Below are 16,944 nucleotides of genomic sequence, written 5' to 3' on the forward strand. Positions count from 1 at the left end.
CTTAGTCGATGAGGCTTTCGGCTTGACCGAAGCTTTCGAATTTCTCGGCAAAATAACCTGACGAAAGGTTGGAGATATGAACGCCGGTGTTTTCCGTTGAATTGAGAAAACGGCCATCACCCAGATAAATTCCTACATGGGTCACACCCACCCTTGTTCCCGTGTCCCTAAAAAATACTAAATCCCCGGCCTTCGGATTATCGATTTTGGGCACCAATGAGAAGTAATCCTCTGCGGAATCTCGTTTTACAGAAAGGCCCTGCTCCTTCATGACCCAATAAATGAAGCCGCTGCAATCCATTCCGGTCATTGGATCTTCTCCCCCGAAAACATAGGTGAATCCGCGTAACGTGTATGCATACTTGATGACATCATATGCTTTATCATATGCAGCCTCCTGGTTTACATAAAACGGAAATAGCGGGTTGCTGTATAGTTGAAGGTACTGCCCCTGCATCAACTCATCGGTATTTAAAGCGTTGCGGCTTTTGATTGCACTCATGGAAATGCTGTAATGCTCCGATATACTATTAAGCGTTTCTCCCATTTGGACGATATGCTCTCCTTTAGGCGTGTATGTTTTGTACGCCACTTGGTATTTTGCAAAGTAATCTTCTGTGGTGGATCTCACCTGAACCGTTTCTGCACCATATCCAGAATTGACAAATTGGTTTTCGCCGATATAAATACCCGCAGTCACGACTTTTAAGCTGTCTTTTTCCAGAAAGAATATTATATCCCCAGTTTTCGGAGTGACTGTATCCATCCCTTGCTTATAAAAACCATCTACTGTCAAACGGTCGACCGGCACATTTTGCCGGGACAGCACCCAATGGATCATTCCGCTCGAATCGAACCCTTTTTCAGGCGTCTCCTCTCCGGCTGTCTTTTTAAACCCTATGAAAGATCTCGCATATTTCGCAATTTTTTTCCCTCTCTCCGACCATTGATAGATGGAAGGGGTATACGCCGTTTGAATGATCGTCAACTTTTGGCCCGCAAATAACTTATCATCCGGTAAACCATTCGTCTTCATCAATTGCTCTGCCGATATATCATATGTCTTGGCAATCGATTCCACCGTTTCGCCAGAGCTTACAGTATGCACAGGATCTGCAGCCTCGGCCTTTAAACCAGGTAAGAAAATGAAACTAACCATGAATACCAATGTCAGTATCATACAGCTTATTTTTCCATTAAACATTTTAACCTTCCTTTATACGCTGAAATATTTTTATATTTATGATGTTCAAGTAAATCCCATCATACGAACCTTCTATCCTATCATCCACTTAATCAGATGAACCTTAATGTCTACGGCAATTATATTATCGGTAAAATAAATGAAACTTTCAGTCTACTTTCTCTAAAAACAAACAGTCAGATTCAATTGAACACCATAAAAGCAAACCTTTATTCCTATACCTCATCGATAAAAGTTGGAAATCGAAGAATTCCTAAAGGATTTTGTTTATCTTGGCAGTATGGATAAAGGTAGATTAGAGAAATCCCGGTCATGATAAAGTCGTTTATATACGGCTTGCCCTATTATGTTGAGGATGACGATATAGGAGTGAACACTTAGATAAAAATGGAAGATATAGTTTTGGAGGAGAAACGTATTTGAGGTTTTGCATGATAACAAACGGAAGTGATAACGAAGGCGACGGGTTTTTGATCAGGAACCCAAATCCATTGGTATCACCCATCATCTAGCAGAAGTAAATAAATGGAACGCTAAATGGCATTTCCCTCTCTTTACTATGAATCTATCGCATATAAATTTGTGCAAGCTTTTAATATCCGTGCCGACTTGTCCGATTCCTATATATTATTCCCCTTTGTAAAAAAAGCATGGATACTTGACCCGATCCTCTAAATTGTACTTTTGTACTTCCATTGAATATGTCCACCATAAAGAGATGTCCCGGCGATTCACCTCTTTAGAATGATGTAATGGCAATCTAACAAAAAAGGAAACCACTGTAATGGCCTCCCTTTTTGCAACACTTGTTATTCCCTACTTCTCTATCTGGAATTCCCCTAACGTCTGCTCCAAATCATTTATTAACTGTGTAAGCTGCTGTGTATATTGAGCAAGTTCATTGGAAGAAGCAGCTTGTTCCTGAATCGAATTGGATATTTTCCCTACGGAATCTTCCAGCTCTTTCATGGCTTCACTTACCGTGCTCACGGCATTTTTCTGATCCTTGCTGATTTGGTTCGTTTCATTGGTCGTTTTTTAGCAATTCCTCTGTATCTGACAGAATGCTTTGGATGATTGCTTGAATGTTTTTTGTAGCTTCTTTTGAACCATCAGCCAAGCTCCTTACTTCATTCGCCACGACAGCAGAACCTTTGCCGGACTCACCTGCCCTTGCAGCTTCTAAAGATGCATTCAAAGATAATAAATTGGTTTGTTCCGATATTTTCGATATGGCATTGGTGACCCGAAAAACAATGCCCATTGTAAAATGTGAAACGTTGCCTCCAGACACTCGCTTTACAAGGGCCGGGACCCCACTAGTGCATGCTGTGAAGGCTTGGCAGGCAGTCGGCGGTAAGGGAGCGATTTCCGAAAAGGGGTATGTGTAATGATTTCCACTCCAGGCACTCGCTTTCCGCGGGCGGTCCGTGAGCCTCCTCGGCGCTCGCCTGCGGGGTCTTCCCTTGGCCACGCTTTTCCCGCAGGAGTCTCGTACCTTACGTTCCAATCACTGGAACTTCTTTTTTAAGAAATATTGTAGGGAAACTGGCTCTTCTTCTCCAATTCGTCTACAGTCCGGCGGTTCCATCAATTTCTCGGCAAAAGGAAGTTTCGAATTGCTCTCGCCCGAACCAAGATTTTAAAAGTAAACTAGTTTATCCTTCCTGTTTTTTTACCTATATCCTTAATGATTGAAGAAATCTGAGACACTTTTGCCGAATAACTCGCTAGACGAGACACTGCAGACGCTTGCGTCGAGGAGGCTTGTCAGACTGTCGGCGGAAAGGGAGCGGATTTCTGATATCAACTGGAACATTTTTTAAATAAAAAACTAGACCGACATTAGAATATCTCGGTCTAGTGAATTCGAAGCTGATTCTTTTCATGAAGGAAAGGTGATAACTCATTTTACTTTCTACCCGTCTTGGTGAATTGCTGACCAATTGCACCTATTATTAAAATGATGATCGAAATGAGACTGTAGTCCTTAAAAAAGGTCGTAAATGGAATTTCCAGAAATAAGAACGCCATCGTAATCAATCGTCCTATAAGCAGAATCATTCCGATAACTACCATCCAATTAAATAAATTTCCCAAAAAACCCACCTTTTCCTCCTTTATGACTTTCATGTATCATCTTTCTACAAGAATAAATATCCGGCATGCGGAAAAACCCTTCAGCCTGACATGTCGTTCCTTTCCCCATTACTCGGAGGCATCTTTTGGGATGGGTTTACCGGCTTCGACCAACACTTTGCTGCCCAGTAGGAAAAAACCTTGAATGAACAGCAATATACCCGTTCCTATAAGGAGCCATTCTATTTTAATGAGGTCGGATATCGGTCCGAATACAAGCATTCCCAGGGGCATCATGGAAGTCGAGATCATTCCTAAAACACCAAATACCCTCCCAAGAAGATCACCCTCGATCTTCTCCTGTAACAAGACCATGGACGGCGTATTAAAAATGGGCATCGCCAATCCCACTACCCCCATGATGATCAAGTAGATCCAAAAAACGGGGATGATTCCAAGAGCGAAAGTACAGGCACCAATTATAAGGCTTGCAAGTGTCATCGTATGGATCTTGTTTTTAAAGCCTCCCCAGGAAGCCATGAAAATACCGCCTAGCATCATACCGATGGCAAAGGTGATTTCTATCGCAGTCAACCGCCATACATCATTCCCGAAAGAGCGTGTGACCTGAAGCGGTGTTAGGAATGCAACTGGTGCGGCAAGCACGAAGAAAAATGCGAAAAACATAAAGAACTTCTTAAGAAAGTCGTGATTCCTGATATAACTGAAGCCTTCTTGCAAATCGGTGAAATAGCTGGTTGTTTGCTTTTGTAATGCCTTCGCATGTGCTGGAATTTTCAAAAAGGCCAGCAATGTGAAGATGGCAATTGCAGCTGTAATCACATCAATGAAGAAAATGGTTTCGATTGAAGCCATCGTAAGCAGCGCGCCGCTCACCATGGGGGAAACAAGCATCACTAGCGCTTGAATGCTTCCATTTGTCCCGTTCACCTTCGTAAGCTTATCCTCTGGAACAAGTTGCGGGAGAATGGCCCCTACTGCCGGAGTCTGGATCCCAGTTCCGATTGCACGGACAGCGGACATGACGAAAAGCAGCCAAAGCTCATCGTAGCCGATTAAAAACAAGATGGCCAATACGAGCGTCGAAATGGCAATCAAAGAATCCGAAAGAATGATCAGTATCTTCCGATTATAGCGATCTGCCCATACCCCCGCGATTGGGGAGAGTATGAAGGTGGGCACGAAACCACAAACGATGGATATCGTCATCATGACACCCGACTGTGTATTCAACGTGATATACCACATGATGGCATACTGAACCAAGGACGAACCAAAGAGGGATATCGTCTGACTGCCTAGAAAAAGAGTGATATTCTTTTTCCAATTGTCCTTTTCTTGATCATTTAATGATTTCATCTCTTAAACACCTCATTCTATTTTCAATATTTTTTTCTTGATGCCCTAAAAAAAACACAGGCTATTTGCCTGTGTTTAGAGTAAATGGATCAGAACCTATCTAAAGAAACCTGAGAGGATGAGTATTTTAACGATAAAAAATCAATCTCCCACTGGCCTTCGGTTTGGTCAATACAATGGAGGATCTTACACTTATCCAAAATGACCTTTGGATAGGTAAAGTAATTCTCCCCTAATAATTCTTCCATTTTATAGTCAACTGAAATCGTGAAAACCTTTGATCACAAAGGTTGCCCCGGCTTCAGCTGGACACAAAAAAAGAGTTGAAATCGTCTCTTTTTTCTTAAATGCGTAAAATGAAGGTTTCCTTAAAAATAGACAGACCATTCCCATTTACCCTGCGGACGGCAGAGCTCTTGAACGTATTCAATTAACGGTTCAAAGATTGGAAACGCAGTCTGATAAATGTCACAAGGAAAACCTCCATTTCTCAAAAGTTAAAGTCATCTTAACATGGAGCTAACTGGAATATCAACAAGAAACTTCCTTCTGGCAGAAGCATCATTTCGGCTTCGGCCGAAATTCATCGTTCCGTTTCCTTATGTATCCTGCTGCATGTCACACATCCATTATCCATCCATTCGTTTGACGGCGGCCATATATTCCTTATGCCATTTTTCCCATTCATCCATTGGGAAGTCCTGATGGTGTCCATCAAGTAAATCACTAAACATTTCAAGGCAAATATGCCAGCCTGCCAAATCTTTTGATGTATGATCATTAACTGGCGTGATGGATTCTTTCAATACCAATGAGCATCCATCCTTTTCAGGGGATACCTCGAAACGAACCCAGCCGTCCCCCCATTCAAAATCTAAAACGGCAGATTCCCGGAATTCCCTGATCTTCATATCAAAAGATTTCCCTGACCCATCATTGAAATTGAATTTTATCGTCCCATCTTTTCGGAGGTCCTTCATTTCCAGGTTGGACATCCACTTTTCCACCTTATCATTCTCCGTTAAAGCACCCCATACCTTTTCAACCGGATGATTGAGCAGGCGATCGAATCTTGCGATAATCCCATTACCTTCTTTTTCGATTACAGCTTGCACTTGGATTCCCCCCACTCAATTCGTTACCCGAGATTATTTTTATAATAAAAAATGGTCGGTTGGAATTCACCATTTGAAGATTTCGCATAATCAGGAATCCTGCCTGCCTGAATATATCCCAATGAGGTATACAGGAGATTTGAAGGATCTCCTTCCCTCGTATCAAGGACCAATAATGTCCGCCCTTCCTGCTTGGCCTTCTTCTCAGCCTCTAGCATGAGTGATCGTCCTATGCCATTTCTTCTATAACCAGTATGTGTCATTAATTTTGCGATTTCCGCTCGATGGCCGCCATTTTGCTTTGAACATAAATGTAACTGTACACTCCCGACAATCTTACCCTGTAACTTAGCGACCAACAGAATCACATCACGATTCATGGCACTACCCCAGTAATCGACGGCCTCAGACTGTTTCATGGGTGGTAAAAAACCGATGGACGCACCATCATCCACCACCTGAACCAAAAGGTCGGAAAGTTCATTAAGATGGTATCCAATTGATGTTAATTGTTCGATTTTCACATCGGCATTCAAAGTAATCACAACCTTTTAGAAGATATAATAGATTCACCATCCCTGGCGCTTTGATAAAGAAGTAATATGAGCCAGATGATGTCGTCCGTGCCAAGCATAAATGCCTATATTTTCACCGACAGTCACCTTTCCTGAATCAGGATGGATGAAGGTCCGGCTCAGGTCATCAGCATGAAGGTCCGATAAAAGTTTACACATTCGGATATGTATACTTTCGAGCAGTGATAGGGATACTTCAATCGGCAAATCATAATCAGGCAGCTCAGCCCATTGCCCCTCCTCGTACGCTTTAATGACAGGACTTTCTTCCGTAAGGGCCAATTTGAAGCGAATATACGCATTCATATGACTATCGGCAACATGATGCACCACCTGACGGACCGTCCATCCTCCAGGCCGATAAGCCGTATCAAGCTGTTCATCATCCATGTTACCTACCGCTTCACGCAGCATCCGAGGCAAAGCTTCAATCTCTTTGAGCCACCCCTCGGCTATACCACAAGTAATTTCCCCGTCAATCTGAAACTTCCCGACCGGGTATCTTAAATCCAACTTCATTCCCCCTTGATGTTCAATAAAAACAGCATCTATATATATTCTTTATCGATTAAGACAAATCCTTTTTCCGGCATACTTTGCTTTGCTCTACCGCTCATCACTAAACACCAGGAAACTTATTCCACAACATTAGCACGAATACTATTTCCATATTTAGCAACCATAAACAAATGAATGGCATGTGCATCAATCCATCTTTAAACAATGGAAATGGGGATAGGATCATCTTGAAGAAAATTAGTTCGATACAAACCCTTAGCATCTTCTTTTTATCAATCGGCCTTCTTAATCACGTTATTTTGATCCCTTTCCTCCTATCCACCGGCGGAAGGGATGCTTGGTTTTTTTCTATCCTAACTATTGGATTGATCCCGATTTGGGCCTATATATTATCGAGAATAATCAAGAATATGGATAATCAGTCCCTGACGGATTGGCTTGAAAATAGATTTGGAAAACACATTAAAAATATCGCTTTATTCTTTATCGTGATTTATCTGATCAGTCTTGTTTTGGCCACCACAAAGGAAACGATTGATTGGATCACGACAAGCTTTCTTTTTGAAACCCCAAGTTTAGCGATTATCATTCCGTTTACGCTGCTATGCATTTTTCTTGCCCATTCTGGTATGCGGTCCATCGCCATTTGCTCGTCTGTATTATTGCCAATAGTCGTCATTCTTGGCATTTTCGTTGCGACCGGAAATATACCGACAAAAGACTATAGCCACCTCCTTCCCCTTTTCGAGAATGGCTATTTTCATGGCATAAAAACCCTTCAATATTCTGGTTATGGCCTTGCCGAACTGATTTTAATCGTTTTTTTTCAAGAGAAACTTTCGGATAAGCTCAAGATAAAGGTATTAGTATTCTTATGCCTTGGACTAGTGTTTTTACTTCTTGGTCCATTAACAGCAGCACTCGCTGAATTCGGGCCGAGCTTAGCCGAAGTCATGAGGTACCCCGCCTATGAACAATGGCGTTTGCTGACAATTGGTAAATATATTGAACATACAGACTTCTTTTCCATTTACCAATGGCTTGCTGGTGCCTATATCCGCGTTTCAATGGCGTTATTCTTAATAATGGAAGTCTTTAAAGGAAAAACTAATAATGTGAAGCTTGGAATTCTTTTCGCTGTAGGTTTTCTGATGGTCGTCATCTCCATCGTACCATTCAGTAATTTCAAGTTCTTGCATGTAAGCCAGACATTCTACTATCCTGGCGCTTTTTATTTCCTATTACTGTTGTCCGCCTTTTTGTTTATCGGCACTTTCATCAGATCTAAGGAGGGGAAACGACATGCGAATGAAACGATCCAAAAATGAGCCACCCCTCTTAGAATTAAGGGAGGAAACATTTCGGGAGTTATTCAGTTCAAGCTCAGATATCAAGTTTGAAATGATTTATATCGGAGAAAACGAAAGACCCATTACTGTCCTTATTTTTTACTGCTCGGGTATGGYCGACATCAGTTTACTGAACGAAGGAATTTTGGAAAAGTTAAACAAAATGATGGAATTGGATGAGAGCATCGATGCCGAAGAATCAATCAACAAGCTAAAACCCTTGATAGACCTCAGGAAAGTAACCATCGATAGTGAATTCAATAACGTCCAGCAGCTGATTTTCTCCGGGCATGCCTTATTATTCATACCCTCAGTCCAAGAGTTATTTTCAATCGAATTGTCCAACGTGCCGAACCGGCAGCCCGAGGAGTCTTCCTTCGAGGTCTCGGTAAGAGGTCCAAGAGATGGATTTGTCGAAGATTTATCCATGAATACAGCTTTAATCAGAAAGCGGCTAAAAACAAAATCGCTTGCCTATGAAGACTTTATCGTTGGGAGGCGCAGTCAAACGAAAGTCGCACTGATGTACATGGATGACATCATCAATAAAGAACTTGTTAAAAACGTAAGATCGAAAATCAACTCCCTTGATATTGATATTTTGGTGAGCAGCCAACAATTGGAGGAATTGATCACTAACAGTAAATATAGTATATTTCCACTCACTCATTATACGAGTCGCCCTGATTTTGTAGTTGAAGCACTCAATCAAGGAAGATTCATTCTAATCGTGGATGGCATGCCAACGGTAATCGTGGCCCCTTCTACCTTACTATTGCAAATAAAAACCGCAGAAGATTCGAATCTTCCTTATCTATTTGTAAGCCTTGAGCGACTTCTTCGCTTTATGGGGCTTGGCATTACCGTTTTATTGCCGGGGTTTTGGATCTCCATTTCCGCTTTCAATATTGAACAGGTGCCGTTCCCGTTACTGGCCACCATAACCCTTTCAAGGCTGGGGCTTCCCTTATCTGCCACGATGGAATTCATTCTCATGCTCATTTTATTTGAATTATTCCGTGAATCCGGGGTCAGGTTACCTAAAGCGGTTGGGCAGACAGTTGCGGTTGTAGGAGGCCTAATTGTCGGTGATGCGGCGATAAGGGCAGGACTGACTTCACAAACCATGCTTGTCGTCACTGCCGTAACCTCTGTTGCATCTTATACACTTGTAAACCAGTCTTTAACAGGTGCCGTTACCGTTCTGCGTATGTTTGTGCTGTTACTAAGCTGCATTTATGGAATCTACGGCTTGATAATCGGTTTCCTTTCCATTGTCACTTTATTATCCAGGCTTGATTCATTCGGTGTTTCATATATTGGCGGAATGAACCCGCCAAGAATCACAAAAATCCTGGATTCATTCCTAAAGTCGCCATGGAATTCCATGAGCAAACGATCCTTGGCCGCTAATGATAAAACCAGAAAGGGGCAGTAAGGCAATGTTCCGCATCTGTAAAATTTGGTTGACCCTACAATTACTCCTATTTCTTTCAGGCTGTTGGGATGAAAAAACGATCCAGGACTTCCATTATATAACGGCCATCGGGATAGATTTCAAAGATGGGGAATACATAGTCTATACGCAACTTGTAGACTTCGCTGCGGTAGCTAAAACGGAGGCAAAGCCGACGCAAGCCCCTCCCGTATATGTAGGGAAACAAAAAGGACCGTCGATTTCGATCGCCATTAATAAACTAATGAGCAATACTCAACAGTCTCTCTATTTAGGGCATGTATCCACATTTGTAATCAGTGAAAATGTTTTGAACCGGCAAAGCACAGAAATAGTGGATTATATATACAGAAACCAATTACTCAGATACTCATCCAATATCTTTGCCACAAAAAATTCCATGGATGAGCTTTTCTCCATTAACGGCTTTTTTAATTTATCACCTTTATACACGACATTATATTTTCCGGATGATGTATACCGGATTATATCATTCATCCAACCCATTACAGTCCAAAGGTATTACTCTGACCAGCGGGAAAAAGCATCTACCACCATATTACCCTCCATTTCCTGGAACGATAAAGTTTGGAAGGAAAAAGATAAAAAGCGAAAAAGCCTCTATATGGATGGTGCATTTATCATTTACTATAAAGTGTCCCAGCCCTGGTTCTCTGAAAAAGAACTGAGCGGTTTACGCTGGCTCACTAAAAGGACCAACAAAACTCCAGTGAACATCACAATGAATAAGCAAGATATCTATGCCTCTTTTTCCCATCCGGCTCATAAAGTGAAACCTGTTCTAAAGGATGGCAAGTACAAATTCGATATTGAAATTGACGTTTCCGGCAAAATACTGGGGCTTGATACCCAAATCGATATCGACAAAATAAAACGTAAATTCGAAAGCCAAATAAAAAAGGAAATCCTATCAACGTTTAAAACAGGGCTCCAAAAGAACGCGGACCCTTTAAACCTAGGCAAAACCCTTTATATCAAAGAGATAAAATACTGGCAAAAGAATCATTTAAAAGAGCCTAAGGATTATTTAGATAAGGATTCAATACATGATATAAACGTAAAGGTACATATCCTTAACACAGGTGGCTTAGAAGCTAAACCACTGGAATAATGAAGATTTGAGGATTCGGTTTGGAATTTATAGTACCCAATATTATTGGATAATGTTGAATTCACGAGTAAATCGGCTTAATTCACGAGTATTTGTTCCATTTTCACGAGTATTTGCTCCAAACTCACGAGTAAATCGACTAAACTCACGAGTAAACGCTGATATCTCATAAGTTTGCTGCTCACCTTGGGTTTATAGCCGAAAAAATCAGGATGGTGCCTTTTTGAGCTCCATCCTGATTTAGGGGGCTGGAAAATGCGGTCCGGAATTTGGCGGATAGCATGGTTAAATGGTAAATTTAGAGTATTCTAACATTTAGGGGGCCATTTATGAGCATACAGAAGGCTACATTACATGAGCTGGAATCACTGGCGGAACTTTTTGATTTATACAGGGTTTTTTATGAGCAAACCTCTGATCCTGGTTGTGCAAGGGAGTTTTTAAGGGAAAGGCTGACAAAAGGGGAGTCTGTGGTTTTTATGGCGTTTGATGAAGGAAATCCAATTGGTTTTGTACAGTTGTATCCTTCTTTTTCGTCTGTGAGTATGATGCGGTCATGGATATTGAATGATTTATTCGTGAAGGAGTCCGCCCGTAAAAAGGGATTTGGCGAGGAGTTATTGAACGCGGCCATCGGTTTTGCACGTGAAACAGGTGCTAAAGGGGTTTCACTGGAGACTGGCCAGGATAATGTGAAAGCACAGAGACTTTATGAAAAGATTGGTTTCGCCCGTGAATCGAACCATTTTTATTATTTCACCATTTAATTAAAAAAAGTGTAGGGAAAACCTCCCTACACTTGGATGCTATTTATCTAGTATATTAATTATTTAGCAGTTTCCATGCTGGCTTGAATTTCTTTAATTAGAAGTTCGGCACCTTCTGGGCTAAGTATTAATTTACCGTCAGCAAGTTTCATATTGTCATCGGAAACTTCACCTGTTACCTGACAAGTCATGTTTGGTTTATATTTTTGAAGGATGATGCGCTCTTGTTCTACATAAATCTCCAGAGCGTCTTTCTCATTAATTCCTAATGTTCGGCGCAGTTCAATTGGAATGACTACCCGCCCTAATTCGTCAACTTTACGTACAATACCTGTAGATTTCATTTAATTTACCCCACTAACTTTCTTGCGAATGTTGCATTTATATATTTCGTCACCATTCGACATTATTTGCACTCCTATTAAGATACCACTACCTACCATATTCGTCAATTCTCGTATCTTCTTATACTATCTGCCTCTATATGATTTTTATATAAAATATTAGCAATTCCTTCATAACACGCGTCAGGACAACGTTTACCGCTTCTTCATTTGGTATATATTTCTAATTTAAATTCGCAAGTGGAAACGCCTTCATTTAATTCCAAAAAGCTTTCTTTTCATGTCATGTCGAATCACAAATAATGAATTTCACTAGCTTAAAAGAATCCTGTTGATTTTCTTTTGCTTTTGAAGGAAAATTTAAATTGATCGCTTATAATATTCCGAAAATTCATTCCGCTTTTGAAACAGTGGATATATCTGAATTTTTTTCAGAAAGCCGAAACGATTGCCATCCTTCCAGAGTCTTACTGACTCATAAAACAGATTGAGGTGAGTCAATTGCGTCCGATTATATTAGGTATTTGTTCTGCTTTCTTTTTTGCATTTACGTTTGTTTTGAATCAGGCCATGGAGCTGTCTGGCGGAAGTTGGATTTGGAGTGCTTCGCTGCGTTATTTCTTCATGGTGCCCTTTCTGTTGTGTATCGTATGGAGCAGAAAAAACCTGCGTCCCCTTTTACAAGTGATGAGAGAAAAGCCGGGTCCTTGGCTGCTTTGGAGTTTTGTCGGATTTGGGTTATTTTATGCTCCTTTATGCTTTGCGTCCGCCTACTCACCTGGCTGGCTGATCGCCGGCACCTGGCAAATCACGATCATTTCGGGTGCGCTGCTTGCGCCGCTGTTTTTTGAAAATGTCCAAACGAAAGATGGAATCGAAAGGCAAAGAGGAAGGGTTTCTGTGAAAGGCCTCCTCATGTCCATGATCATTCTGCTTGGGATCATCCTGATGCAGCTGGAACATACCAAACACATTTCAATGGCCGATCTTTGGCTGGGAGTGATCCCGATCGTCATCGCCTCGTTTGCCTACCCTTTGGGAAATCGCAAAATGATGGAAGTATCCGAAGGGCGTCTGGATGCTTATCAGCGGGTTTTGGGAATGACTTTGGCGAGTCTTCCATTCTGGCTTTTGCTTTCCTTGTACGGTTTCTTTACAGTAGGTGCGCCGACGAAGATGCAGAGTTTCCAATCCCTTTTGGTGGCACTATTTTCTGGAGTCATCGCCACGGTCCTTTTTTTCATGGCGACCGATTTGGTACGCGGAAATATGCAGAAATTAGCTTCAGTTGAAGCAACACAATCGATGGAGGTCCTTTTTGCCCTGGCTGGCGAATTACTATTCCTATCTTTACCGATTCCTTCTCCATTATCGTGGTTCGGCATCTTTATCGTCATCATGGGAATGATCCTGCATAGCTATGTATCACATAAAAAAGAAGGCCCATCTCCGAAACGGACAGTGAATGCCTAAATAGCAAACCAAAAAAGCCCCGGATAAGATTTCGGGGCTTTTTTGAGCTGAAAACTGAAGCAGACTACGTTCTTTTATTCCATTGACAGGTCATGATGAATTGATGATTTTTCAGAGTGGCAAAAAGCTCACCATTCATTTTTTTCATTAAACTTTGCGCAATGGATATTTTTCATCATATTGCAAAGCAATCCGCTAATATCATTATCATCTTCAACAATTAAAATATGAACCTGCAAGAGCCACCTTCATTCCCTCTGTAATCTAATTCTTATATTAGCATTCTTTGTTAAGATCCGAAAAATTGACCTGCACCGCCGCAAATTCCTCAGCCGTTTACACTACCATATCTATCCCTTCATTATTTGTTGATTTCCACTCCAGGCGCTCGCCCCCAGGTGTCTCGTACCTTACCTTGCGTTATTTAAATAAAAGGCTGTTTTCACATACTTTGTTGCTATCTTTTCGTAAAGGTTGTTGTTTTTAAAACGAAACTATTTATGGTTGATTGGAGCGGAAGTGCGAGACTCCTGCGGGAGCAGCGGGACAGGTGAGACCCCACAGGCGTTTACGCCGAGGAGGCTCACCGCCCGCCCCGCGGAAAGCGAGCATCTGGAGGGGAAATCAACCACAACTCACCCAAATAAAAAAACTATAGGCAAACTGGCTTTTTTCAAATTTGAATATAGTCCGGAAAGTTCGAAATGGCCTCGCTGTATTCAGATGAAAGCTGCAAACGTTACGGGACATATGCGGATATTAGGGAAAAATCGGCCTGGAATTTGGCAAAACTTTTACCTTGAGTAAGTTCAAAAAGTATGTATAATGAAAGGTAATTGTATATGTCAAAGGTTTTCTAGGGTTCCGCAGTGCGTCTCATTGCTGGTCTGGTCCGAGAGAAAACTCACAGCATGCTGTGTCACGGAAGGATAAAAGCCTGGGAGAAACTGTTTTAACAGTTATCTCTTGGGCTTTTTTTGTTTTTTGGTAAAGAATAAAATCGGAGGTGCGTTATTACATGAGCACAAACTGGATTAAAGTATTCATTGCAGCTTTTTTTGAAGTATTTTGGGTGATTGGCTTAAAACATGCAGATGACTTTTGGACTTGGACTGGAACGGTCATTTCAATCATCATCAGTTTTTACTTGATGATAATGGCTGGCAGGAAGCTTCCTGTCGGAACGGTATATGCCGTTTTTGTCGGTATGGGGACTGCCGGGACCGTTTTTTCCGAAATCCTTTTCTTTGGAGAATCCTTCAAGCTGAGCAAAACACTATTGATCCTCCTCTTATTATCAGGGGTGATCGGCTTGAAGCTAGTGACGGATGATAAGGCTGAGAAAGGGGATGAATCATAATGGCTTGGGTCTCTTTAATCTTAGCGGGGCTTTTTGAGATGTTTGGGGTTGCGATGATCAATAAATTGCACAAAGACAGAAATCGGCAATCCTTACTGCTGTTATTCATCGGATTTGGAGCAAGTTTCCTGTTTCTTGCTTATGCCATGAAAACCTTGCCAATGGGAACGGCTTACGCTATCTGGACAGGAATCGGCGCATCAGGCGGAGCGATAATCGGGATGCTCTTATACGGGGAATCCAAAGATTGGCGCAGGGTCGTTTTTATAGCCATGGTCCTTGGCGCAGCAGTGGGATTAAAACTTGTTTCATAGGAATGACATAAAAGCATAGAAAAAATCAAAGACGACACAATGTGTCGTCTATACTTATTTTTATCTAACTTGAATAATTCATCTTATAAAAATTGACCCTCATCCATCACAGCGGAATCTTTCCCCTTAACCTGTTTTAGCGTCGCTACTATAAGAAAGCTGACAATCACCAGTAAGAGCCATGARCTTACCTTTCCTAGATGTACGAGACTCCATGCATCGGTTTGGTTAGGATATTCCCAAGCTCCAAAGAACGTTGCGATATTTTCGGCTATCCATATGAAAAATCCGATGAGCACAAAAGAAAATGCGATTGGCATACGATAACGGGTTCCACCAACTTCGTATGTGACCCATGCTCGCCAAAAGACGATGATGACAAGTCCAGATAGCCACCAACGAACATCCATCCAATAATGGTGGGTGAAAAAATTCAAATAAATCGCAAGCGCAAGGGATACAACGACAAAAAACGGCGGCCACTTGATCAGTTCAACCTTTAACCTCCTCCACGCCTGGCAAAGATAACTCGCTACACTAGCGTACATGAATCCGCTATACAGAGGCACTCCAAAAATCTTGAAATATCCTTCCTCTGGATAAGTCCAGGAGCCCATATGTACCTTGAAAAGTTCAAGGGCAAGACCAATAAGGTGGAACAAGGTGATGACCTTTAGTTCATCCCGTGTTTCAAGCCCGGAACGCAGCATCCACCACTGCATGATAAGGCAGATGATGAGCAGCCAGTCATACCGCGGCAGAAAGGGAAGCGGGATGAATTTTGTAATAGCCAAAGAGGCAAAAATAACGGCAGGAAACAAGCATGATAGGGCCTGCTCCCAACCAAAACGAACGAGTTGTTTTAGTGCCCTCATGATTGGTGCCTCCATTTTTTTATCTACATTCATGAGTAACTCCCCTTTATAAATCCTAATCTTGAGTGCCTTCATCATTTCGGTATTCTAAAATATCCCCGGGTTGACATTCTAAAGCCTTACAAATCGCATCTAAGGTTGTTAATCGAATCGCTTTTGCCTTGCCATTTTTCAATATGGAAAGATTAGCCATCGTTATTCCAACCCTCTCGGAAAGTTCTGTAACACTCATTTTCCTTTTAGCCAACATCACATCAATATTGATTATAATTGCCAAGTTAATCACCTCAGACTATTAAGTCATTTTCTGATTTTATATCGATGGCTTCTTGTAAAAGYCTTTGAAGAACAGCAGCAAAGACTGCAATCACCATTGAAGCAAAAATGACGACCATTCCGATTACTATGATACCTGGGGCGTCGTCCATTTCCGCGATGAGATAAAAGAGCGGCATGCCTGCCGCATACAAGCCACTTATTGTGATTGCACAATTTTTTATAATCTTTAAAGCTCTTACAGATAATTCCGAGAAAGCTTTGTTCTTGTCAATATAGCTTAAAAGTTTAAAGGCTTGATATAGGGCAAAGTAAAAAGGTATCGCCGATGCATACAAATCGATTAAAACGAGATATTTCAAATAAGCCATATCCGGATATAATTCTGCTGCAAAATTCGCTATCCCAGGCACCAAGAAGATGCACAAAGCAAGAACTGGAATTCCAATAAGAATAACAGCCATCTTTAAAAAGAGTGTTGTTCCTAGTTTCATAAAAAGCACCTCACTTATTTATTGTCCATTTAATTTAACATACGCTTTATCGTTTTACAATAAAACATTGTTGTTTTTTATTATATTATTATTGTTAATGAAATATCCTATATTTTTAAAAATGGCTGTTTTCACATACTTTTTTGCTATTTACCTGGTAGTGAGTTGYGGTTGATTTCCACTCCAGATGCTCGCTTTCCGCCCCAAACCTTAAATAGTTTCGTTTTAAAAA

Annotated in this window: 19 protein-coding genes and 1 riboswitch; of the genes, 7 read left to right on the forward strand and 12 right to left on the reverse strand. The window is 41.3% G+C overall.

Going from position 1 to position 16,944, the window contains the following annotated elements; all coding sequences use genetic code 11:
- Position 1: 1 nt before the first annotated feature.
- The 8 genes from AC1DVB_RS11465 to AC1DVB_RS11500 form a co-directional block, all read right to left on the reverse strand.
- Positions 2 to 1,204, reverse strand: a complete 1,203-nt coding sequence (locus AC1DVB_RS11465; RefSeq protein WP_477589287.1) for a C40 family peptidase — start codon at positions 1,202 to 1,204, stop codon at positions 2 to 4.
- Between the two features lie 816 nt (positions 1,205 to 2,020).
- Positions 2,021 to 2,194: a hypothetical protein gene (locus tag AC1DVB_RS11470; protein ID WP_156500257.1), complete on the reverse strand. Its 174-nt coding sequence runs from the start codon at positions 2,192 to 2,194 to the stop codon at positions 2,021 to 2,023.
- Positions 2,195 to 2,228: 34 nt separating this feature from the next.
- Complete coding sequence (locus tag AC1DVB_RS11475) at positions 2,229 to 2,714, reverse strand: methyl-accepting chemotaxis protein (RefSeq protein ID WP_477589290.1); 486 nt, start codon at positions 2,712 to 2,714, stop codon at positions 2,229 to 2,231.
- Between the two features lie 401 nt (positions 2,715 to 3,115).
- Positions 3,116 to 3,313, reverse strand: a complete 198-nt coding sequence (locus AC1DVB_RS11480) for a hypothetical protein (RefSeq protein WP_098937244.1) — start codon at positions 3,311 to 3,313, stop codon at positions 3,116 to 3,118.
- 99 nt (positions 3,314 to 3,412) lie between these two features.
- A complete protein-coding gene (locus AC1DVB_RS11485; RefSeq protein ID WP_230136791.1) occupies positions 3,413 to 4,663 on the reverse strand; it encodes an MFS transporter in 1,251 nt (416 codons plus the stop codon).
- Between the two features lie 629 nt (positions 4,664 to 5,292).
- Positions 5,293 to 5,778, reverse strand: coding sequence for an SRPBCC family protein (locus AC1DVB_RS11490; protein ID WP_477589293.1), 486 nt, complete (start codon positions 5,776 to 5,778; stop codon positions 5,293 to 5,295).
- Positions 5,779 to 5,801: 23 nt separating this feature from the next.
- Positions 5,802 to 6,314, reverse strand: coding sequence for a GNAT family N-acetyltransferase (locus AC1DVB_RS11495; RefSeq protein ID WP_477589295.1), 513 nt, complete (start codon positions 6,312 to 6,314; stop codon positions 5,802 to 5,804).
- 33 nt (positions 6,315 to 6,347) lie between these two features.
- Positions 6,348 to 6,872: a YfiT family bacillithiol transferase gene (locus tag AC1DVB_RS11500; RefSeq protein WP_477589297.1), complete on the reverse strand. Its 525-nt coding sequence runs from the start codon at positions 6,870 to 6,872 to the stop codon at positions 6,348 to 6,350.
- Between the two features lie 227 nt (positions 6,873 to 7,099).
- Here AC1DVB_RS11500 and AC1DVB_RS11505 point away from each other — a divergent pair, with 227 nt between their 5' ends.
- The 4 genes from AC1DVB_RS11505 to AC1DVB_RS11520 all read left to right on the forward strand — a co-directional run bounded on the left by AC1DVB_RS11505 (position 7,100) and on the right by AC1DVB_RS11520 (position 11,576).
- Positions 7,100 to 8,200: an endospore germination permease gene (locus tag AC1DVB_RS11505; RefSeq protein WP_328176382.1), complete on the forward strand. Its 1,101-nt coding sequence runs from the start codon at positions 7,100 to 7,102 to the stop codon at positions 8,198 to 8,200.
- The gene (locus tag AC1DVB_RS11510; RefSeq protein ID WP_477589299.1) at positions 8,175 to 9,659 is read left to right on the forward strand and encodes a spore germination protein; all 1,485 of its coding nucleotides are present in this window, start codon (positions 8,175 to 8,177) and stop codon (positions 9,657 to 9,659) included. The genes AC1DVB_RS11505 and AC1DVB_RS11510 overlap by 26 nt, the downstream gene beginning before the upstream one ends.
- Before the next feature lie 4 nt (positions 9,660 to 9,663).
- Positions 9,664 to 10,809: a Ger(x)C family spore germination protein gene (locus AC1DVB_RS11515; protein WP_063575410.1), complete on the forward strand. Its 1,146-nt coding sequence runs from the start codon at positions 9,664 to 9,666 to the stop codon at positions 10,807 to 10,809.
- 329 nt (positions 10,810 to 11,138) lie between these two features.
- Positions 11,139 to 11,576 (forward strand): GNAT family N-acetyltransferase, encoded by a 438-nt coding sequence (locus tag AC1DVB_RS11520; RefSeq protein ID WP_063575409.1) that lies wholly within the window; start codon positions 11,139 to 11,141, stop codon positions 11,574 to 11,576.
- Positions 11,577 to 11,635: 59 nt separating this feature from the next.
- Here the strand turns inward: AC1DVB_RS11520 and AC1DVB_RS11525 are convergent, their stop codons facing one another.
- On the reverse strand, positions 11,636 to 11,920 hold the full coding sequence (locus AC1DVB_RS11525) for an AbrB/MazE/SpoVT family DNA-binding domain-containing protein (RefSeq protein WP_053536026.1): 285 nt from the start codon (positions 11,918 to 11,920) through the stop codon (positions 11,636 to 11,638).
- A gap of 501 nt (positions 11,921 to 12,421) precedes the next feature.
- Here AC1DVB_RS11525 and AC1DVB_RS11530 point away from each other — a divergent pair.
- The 3 genes from AC1DVB_RS11530 (at position 12,422) to AC1DVB_RS11540 (ending at position 15,067) form a co-directional block, all read left to right on the forward strand.
- The gene (locus tag AC1DVB_RS11530; RefSeq protein ID WP_057276807.1) at positions 12,422 to 13,393 is read left to right on the forward strand and encodes a DMT family transporter; all 972 of its coding nucleotides are present in this window, start codon (positions 12,422 to 12,424) and stop codon (positions 13,391 to 13,393) included.
- 845 nt (positions 13,394 to 14,238) lie between these two features.
- Positions 14,239 to 14,339: riboswitch (guanidine-I (ykkC/yxkD leader) on the forward strand.
- A 72-nt stretch (positions 14,340 to 14,411) separates the two neighbouring features.
- Entirely contained in the window at positions 14,412 to 14,753 is a 342-nt protein-coding gene (locus AC1DVB_RS11535; protein WP_063594494.1) for a DMT family transporter, read from the forward strand.
- A complete protein-coding gene (locus tag AC1DVB_RS11540) occupies positions 14,753 to 15,067 on the forward strand; it encodes a DMT family transporter (protein ID WP_063575406.1) in 315 nt (104 codons plus the stop codon). The genes AC1DVB_RS11535 and AC1DVB_RS11540 overlap by 1 nt, the downstream gene beginning before the upstream one ends.
- An 83-nt stretch (positions 15,068 to 15,150) precedes the next feature.
- Here AC1DVB_RS11540 and AC1DVB_RS11545 read toward each other — a convergent pair whose 3' ends face one another.
- The 3 genes from AC1DVB_RS11545 to AC1DVB_RS11555 are packed head-to-tail and all read right to left on the reverse strand — an operon-like array spanning position 15,151 to position 16,712.
- On the reverse strand, positions 15,151 to 15,942 hold the full coding sequence (locus tag AC1DVB_RS11545; RefSeq protein WP_054400641.1) for a DUF817 domain-containing protein: 792 nt from the start codon (positions 15,940 to 15,942) through the stop codon (positions 15,151 to 15,153).
- A gap of 55 nt (positions 15,943 to 15,997) precedes the next feature.
- Entirely contained in the window at positions 15,998 to 16,219 is a 222-nt protein-coding gene (locus AC1DVB_RS11550; protein WP_034309451.1) for a helix-turn-helix domain-containing protein, read from the reverse strand.
- 10 nt (positions 16,220 to 16,229) lie between these two features.
- On the reverse strand, positions 16,230 to 16,712 hold the full coding sequence (locus tag AC1DVB_RS11555) for a DUF2975 domain-containing protein (RefSeq protein ID WP_057276809.1): 483 nt from the start codon (positions 16,710 to 16,712) through the stop codon (positions 16,230 to 16,232).
- Positions 16,713 to 16,944: the final 232 nt, after the last annotated feature.

This window comes from Peribacillus sp. P4_D6 (genome assembly GCF_056401795.1).

What these genes read in the sequence shown, in the direction of transcription:
- AC1DVB_RS11465 (WP_477589287.1), bottom strand. Translation starts at nt 1,204, where the DNA reads ATGTTTAATGGAAAAATAAGCTGTATGATACTGACATTGGTATTCATG.
- AC1DVB_RS11485 (WP_230136791.1), bottom strand. Translation starts at nt 4,663, where the DNA reads ATGAAATCATTAAATGATCAAGAAAAGGACAATTGGAAAAAGAATATC.
- AC1DVB_RS11500 (WP_477589297.1), bottom strand. Translation starts at nt 6,872, where the DNA reads ATGAAGTTGGATTTAAGATACCCGGTCGGGAAGTTTCAGATTGACGGG.
- AC1DVB_RS11515 (WP_063575410.1), top strand. Translation starts at nt 9,664, where the DNA reads ATGTTCCGCATCTGTAAAATTTGGTTGACCCTACAATTACTCCTATTT.
- AC1DVB_RS11520 (WP_063575409.1), top strand. Translation starts at nt 11,139, where the DNA reads ATGAGCATACAGAAGGCTACATTACATGAGCTGGAATCACTGGCGGAA.
- AC1DVB_RS11525 (WP_053536026.1), bottom strand. Translation starts at nt 11,920, where the DNA reads ATGAAATCTACAGGTATTGTACGTAAAGTTGACGAATTAGGGCGGGTA.
- AC1DVB_RS11535 (WP_063594494.1), top strand. Translation starts at nt 14,412, where the DNA reads ATGAGCACAAACTGGATTAAAGTATTCATTGCAGCTTTTTTTGAAGTA.
- AC1DVB_RS11540 (WP_063575406.1), top strand. Translation starts at nt 14,753, where the DNA reads ATGGCTTGGGTCTCTTTAATCTTAGCGGGGCTTTTTGAGATGTTTGGG.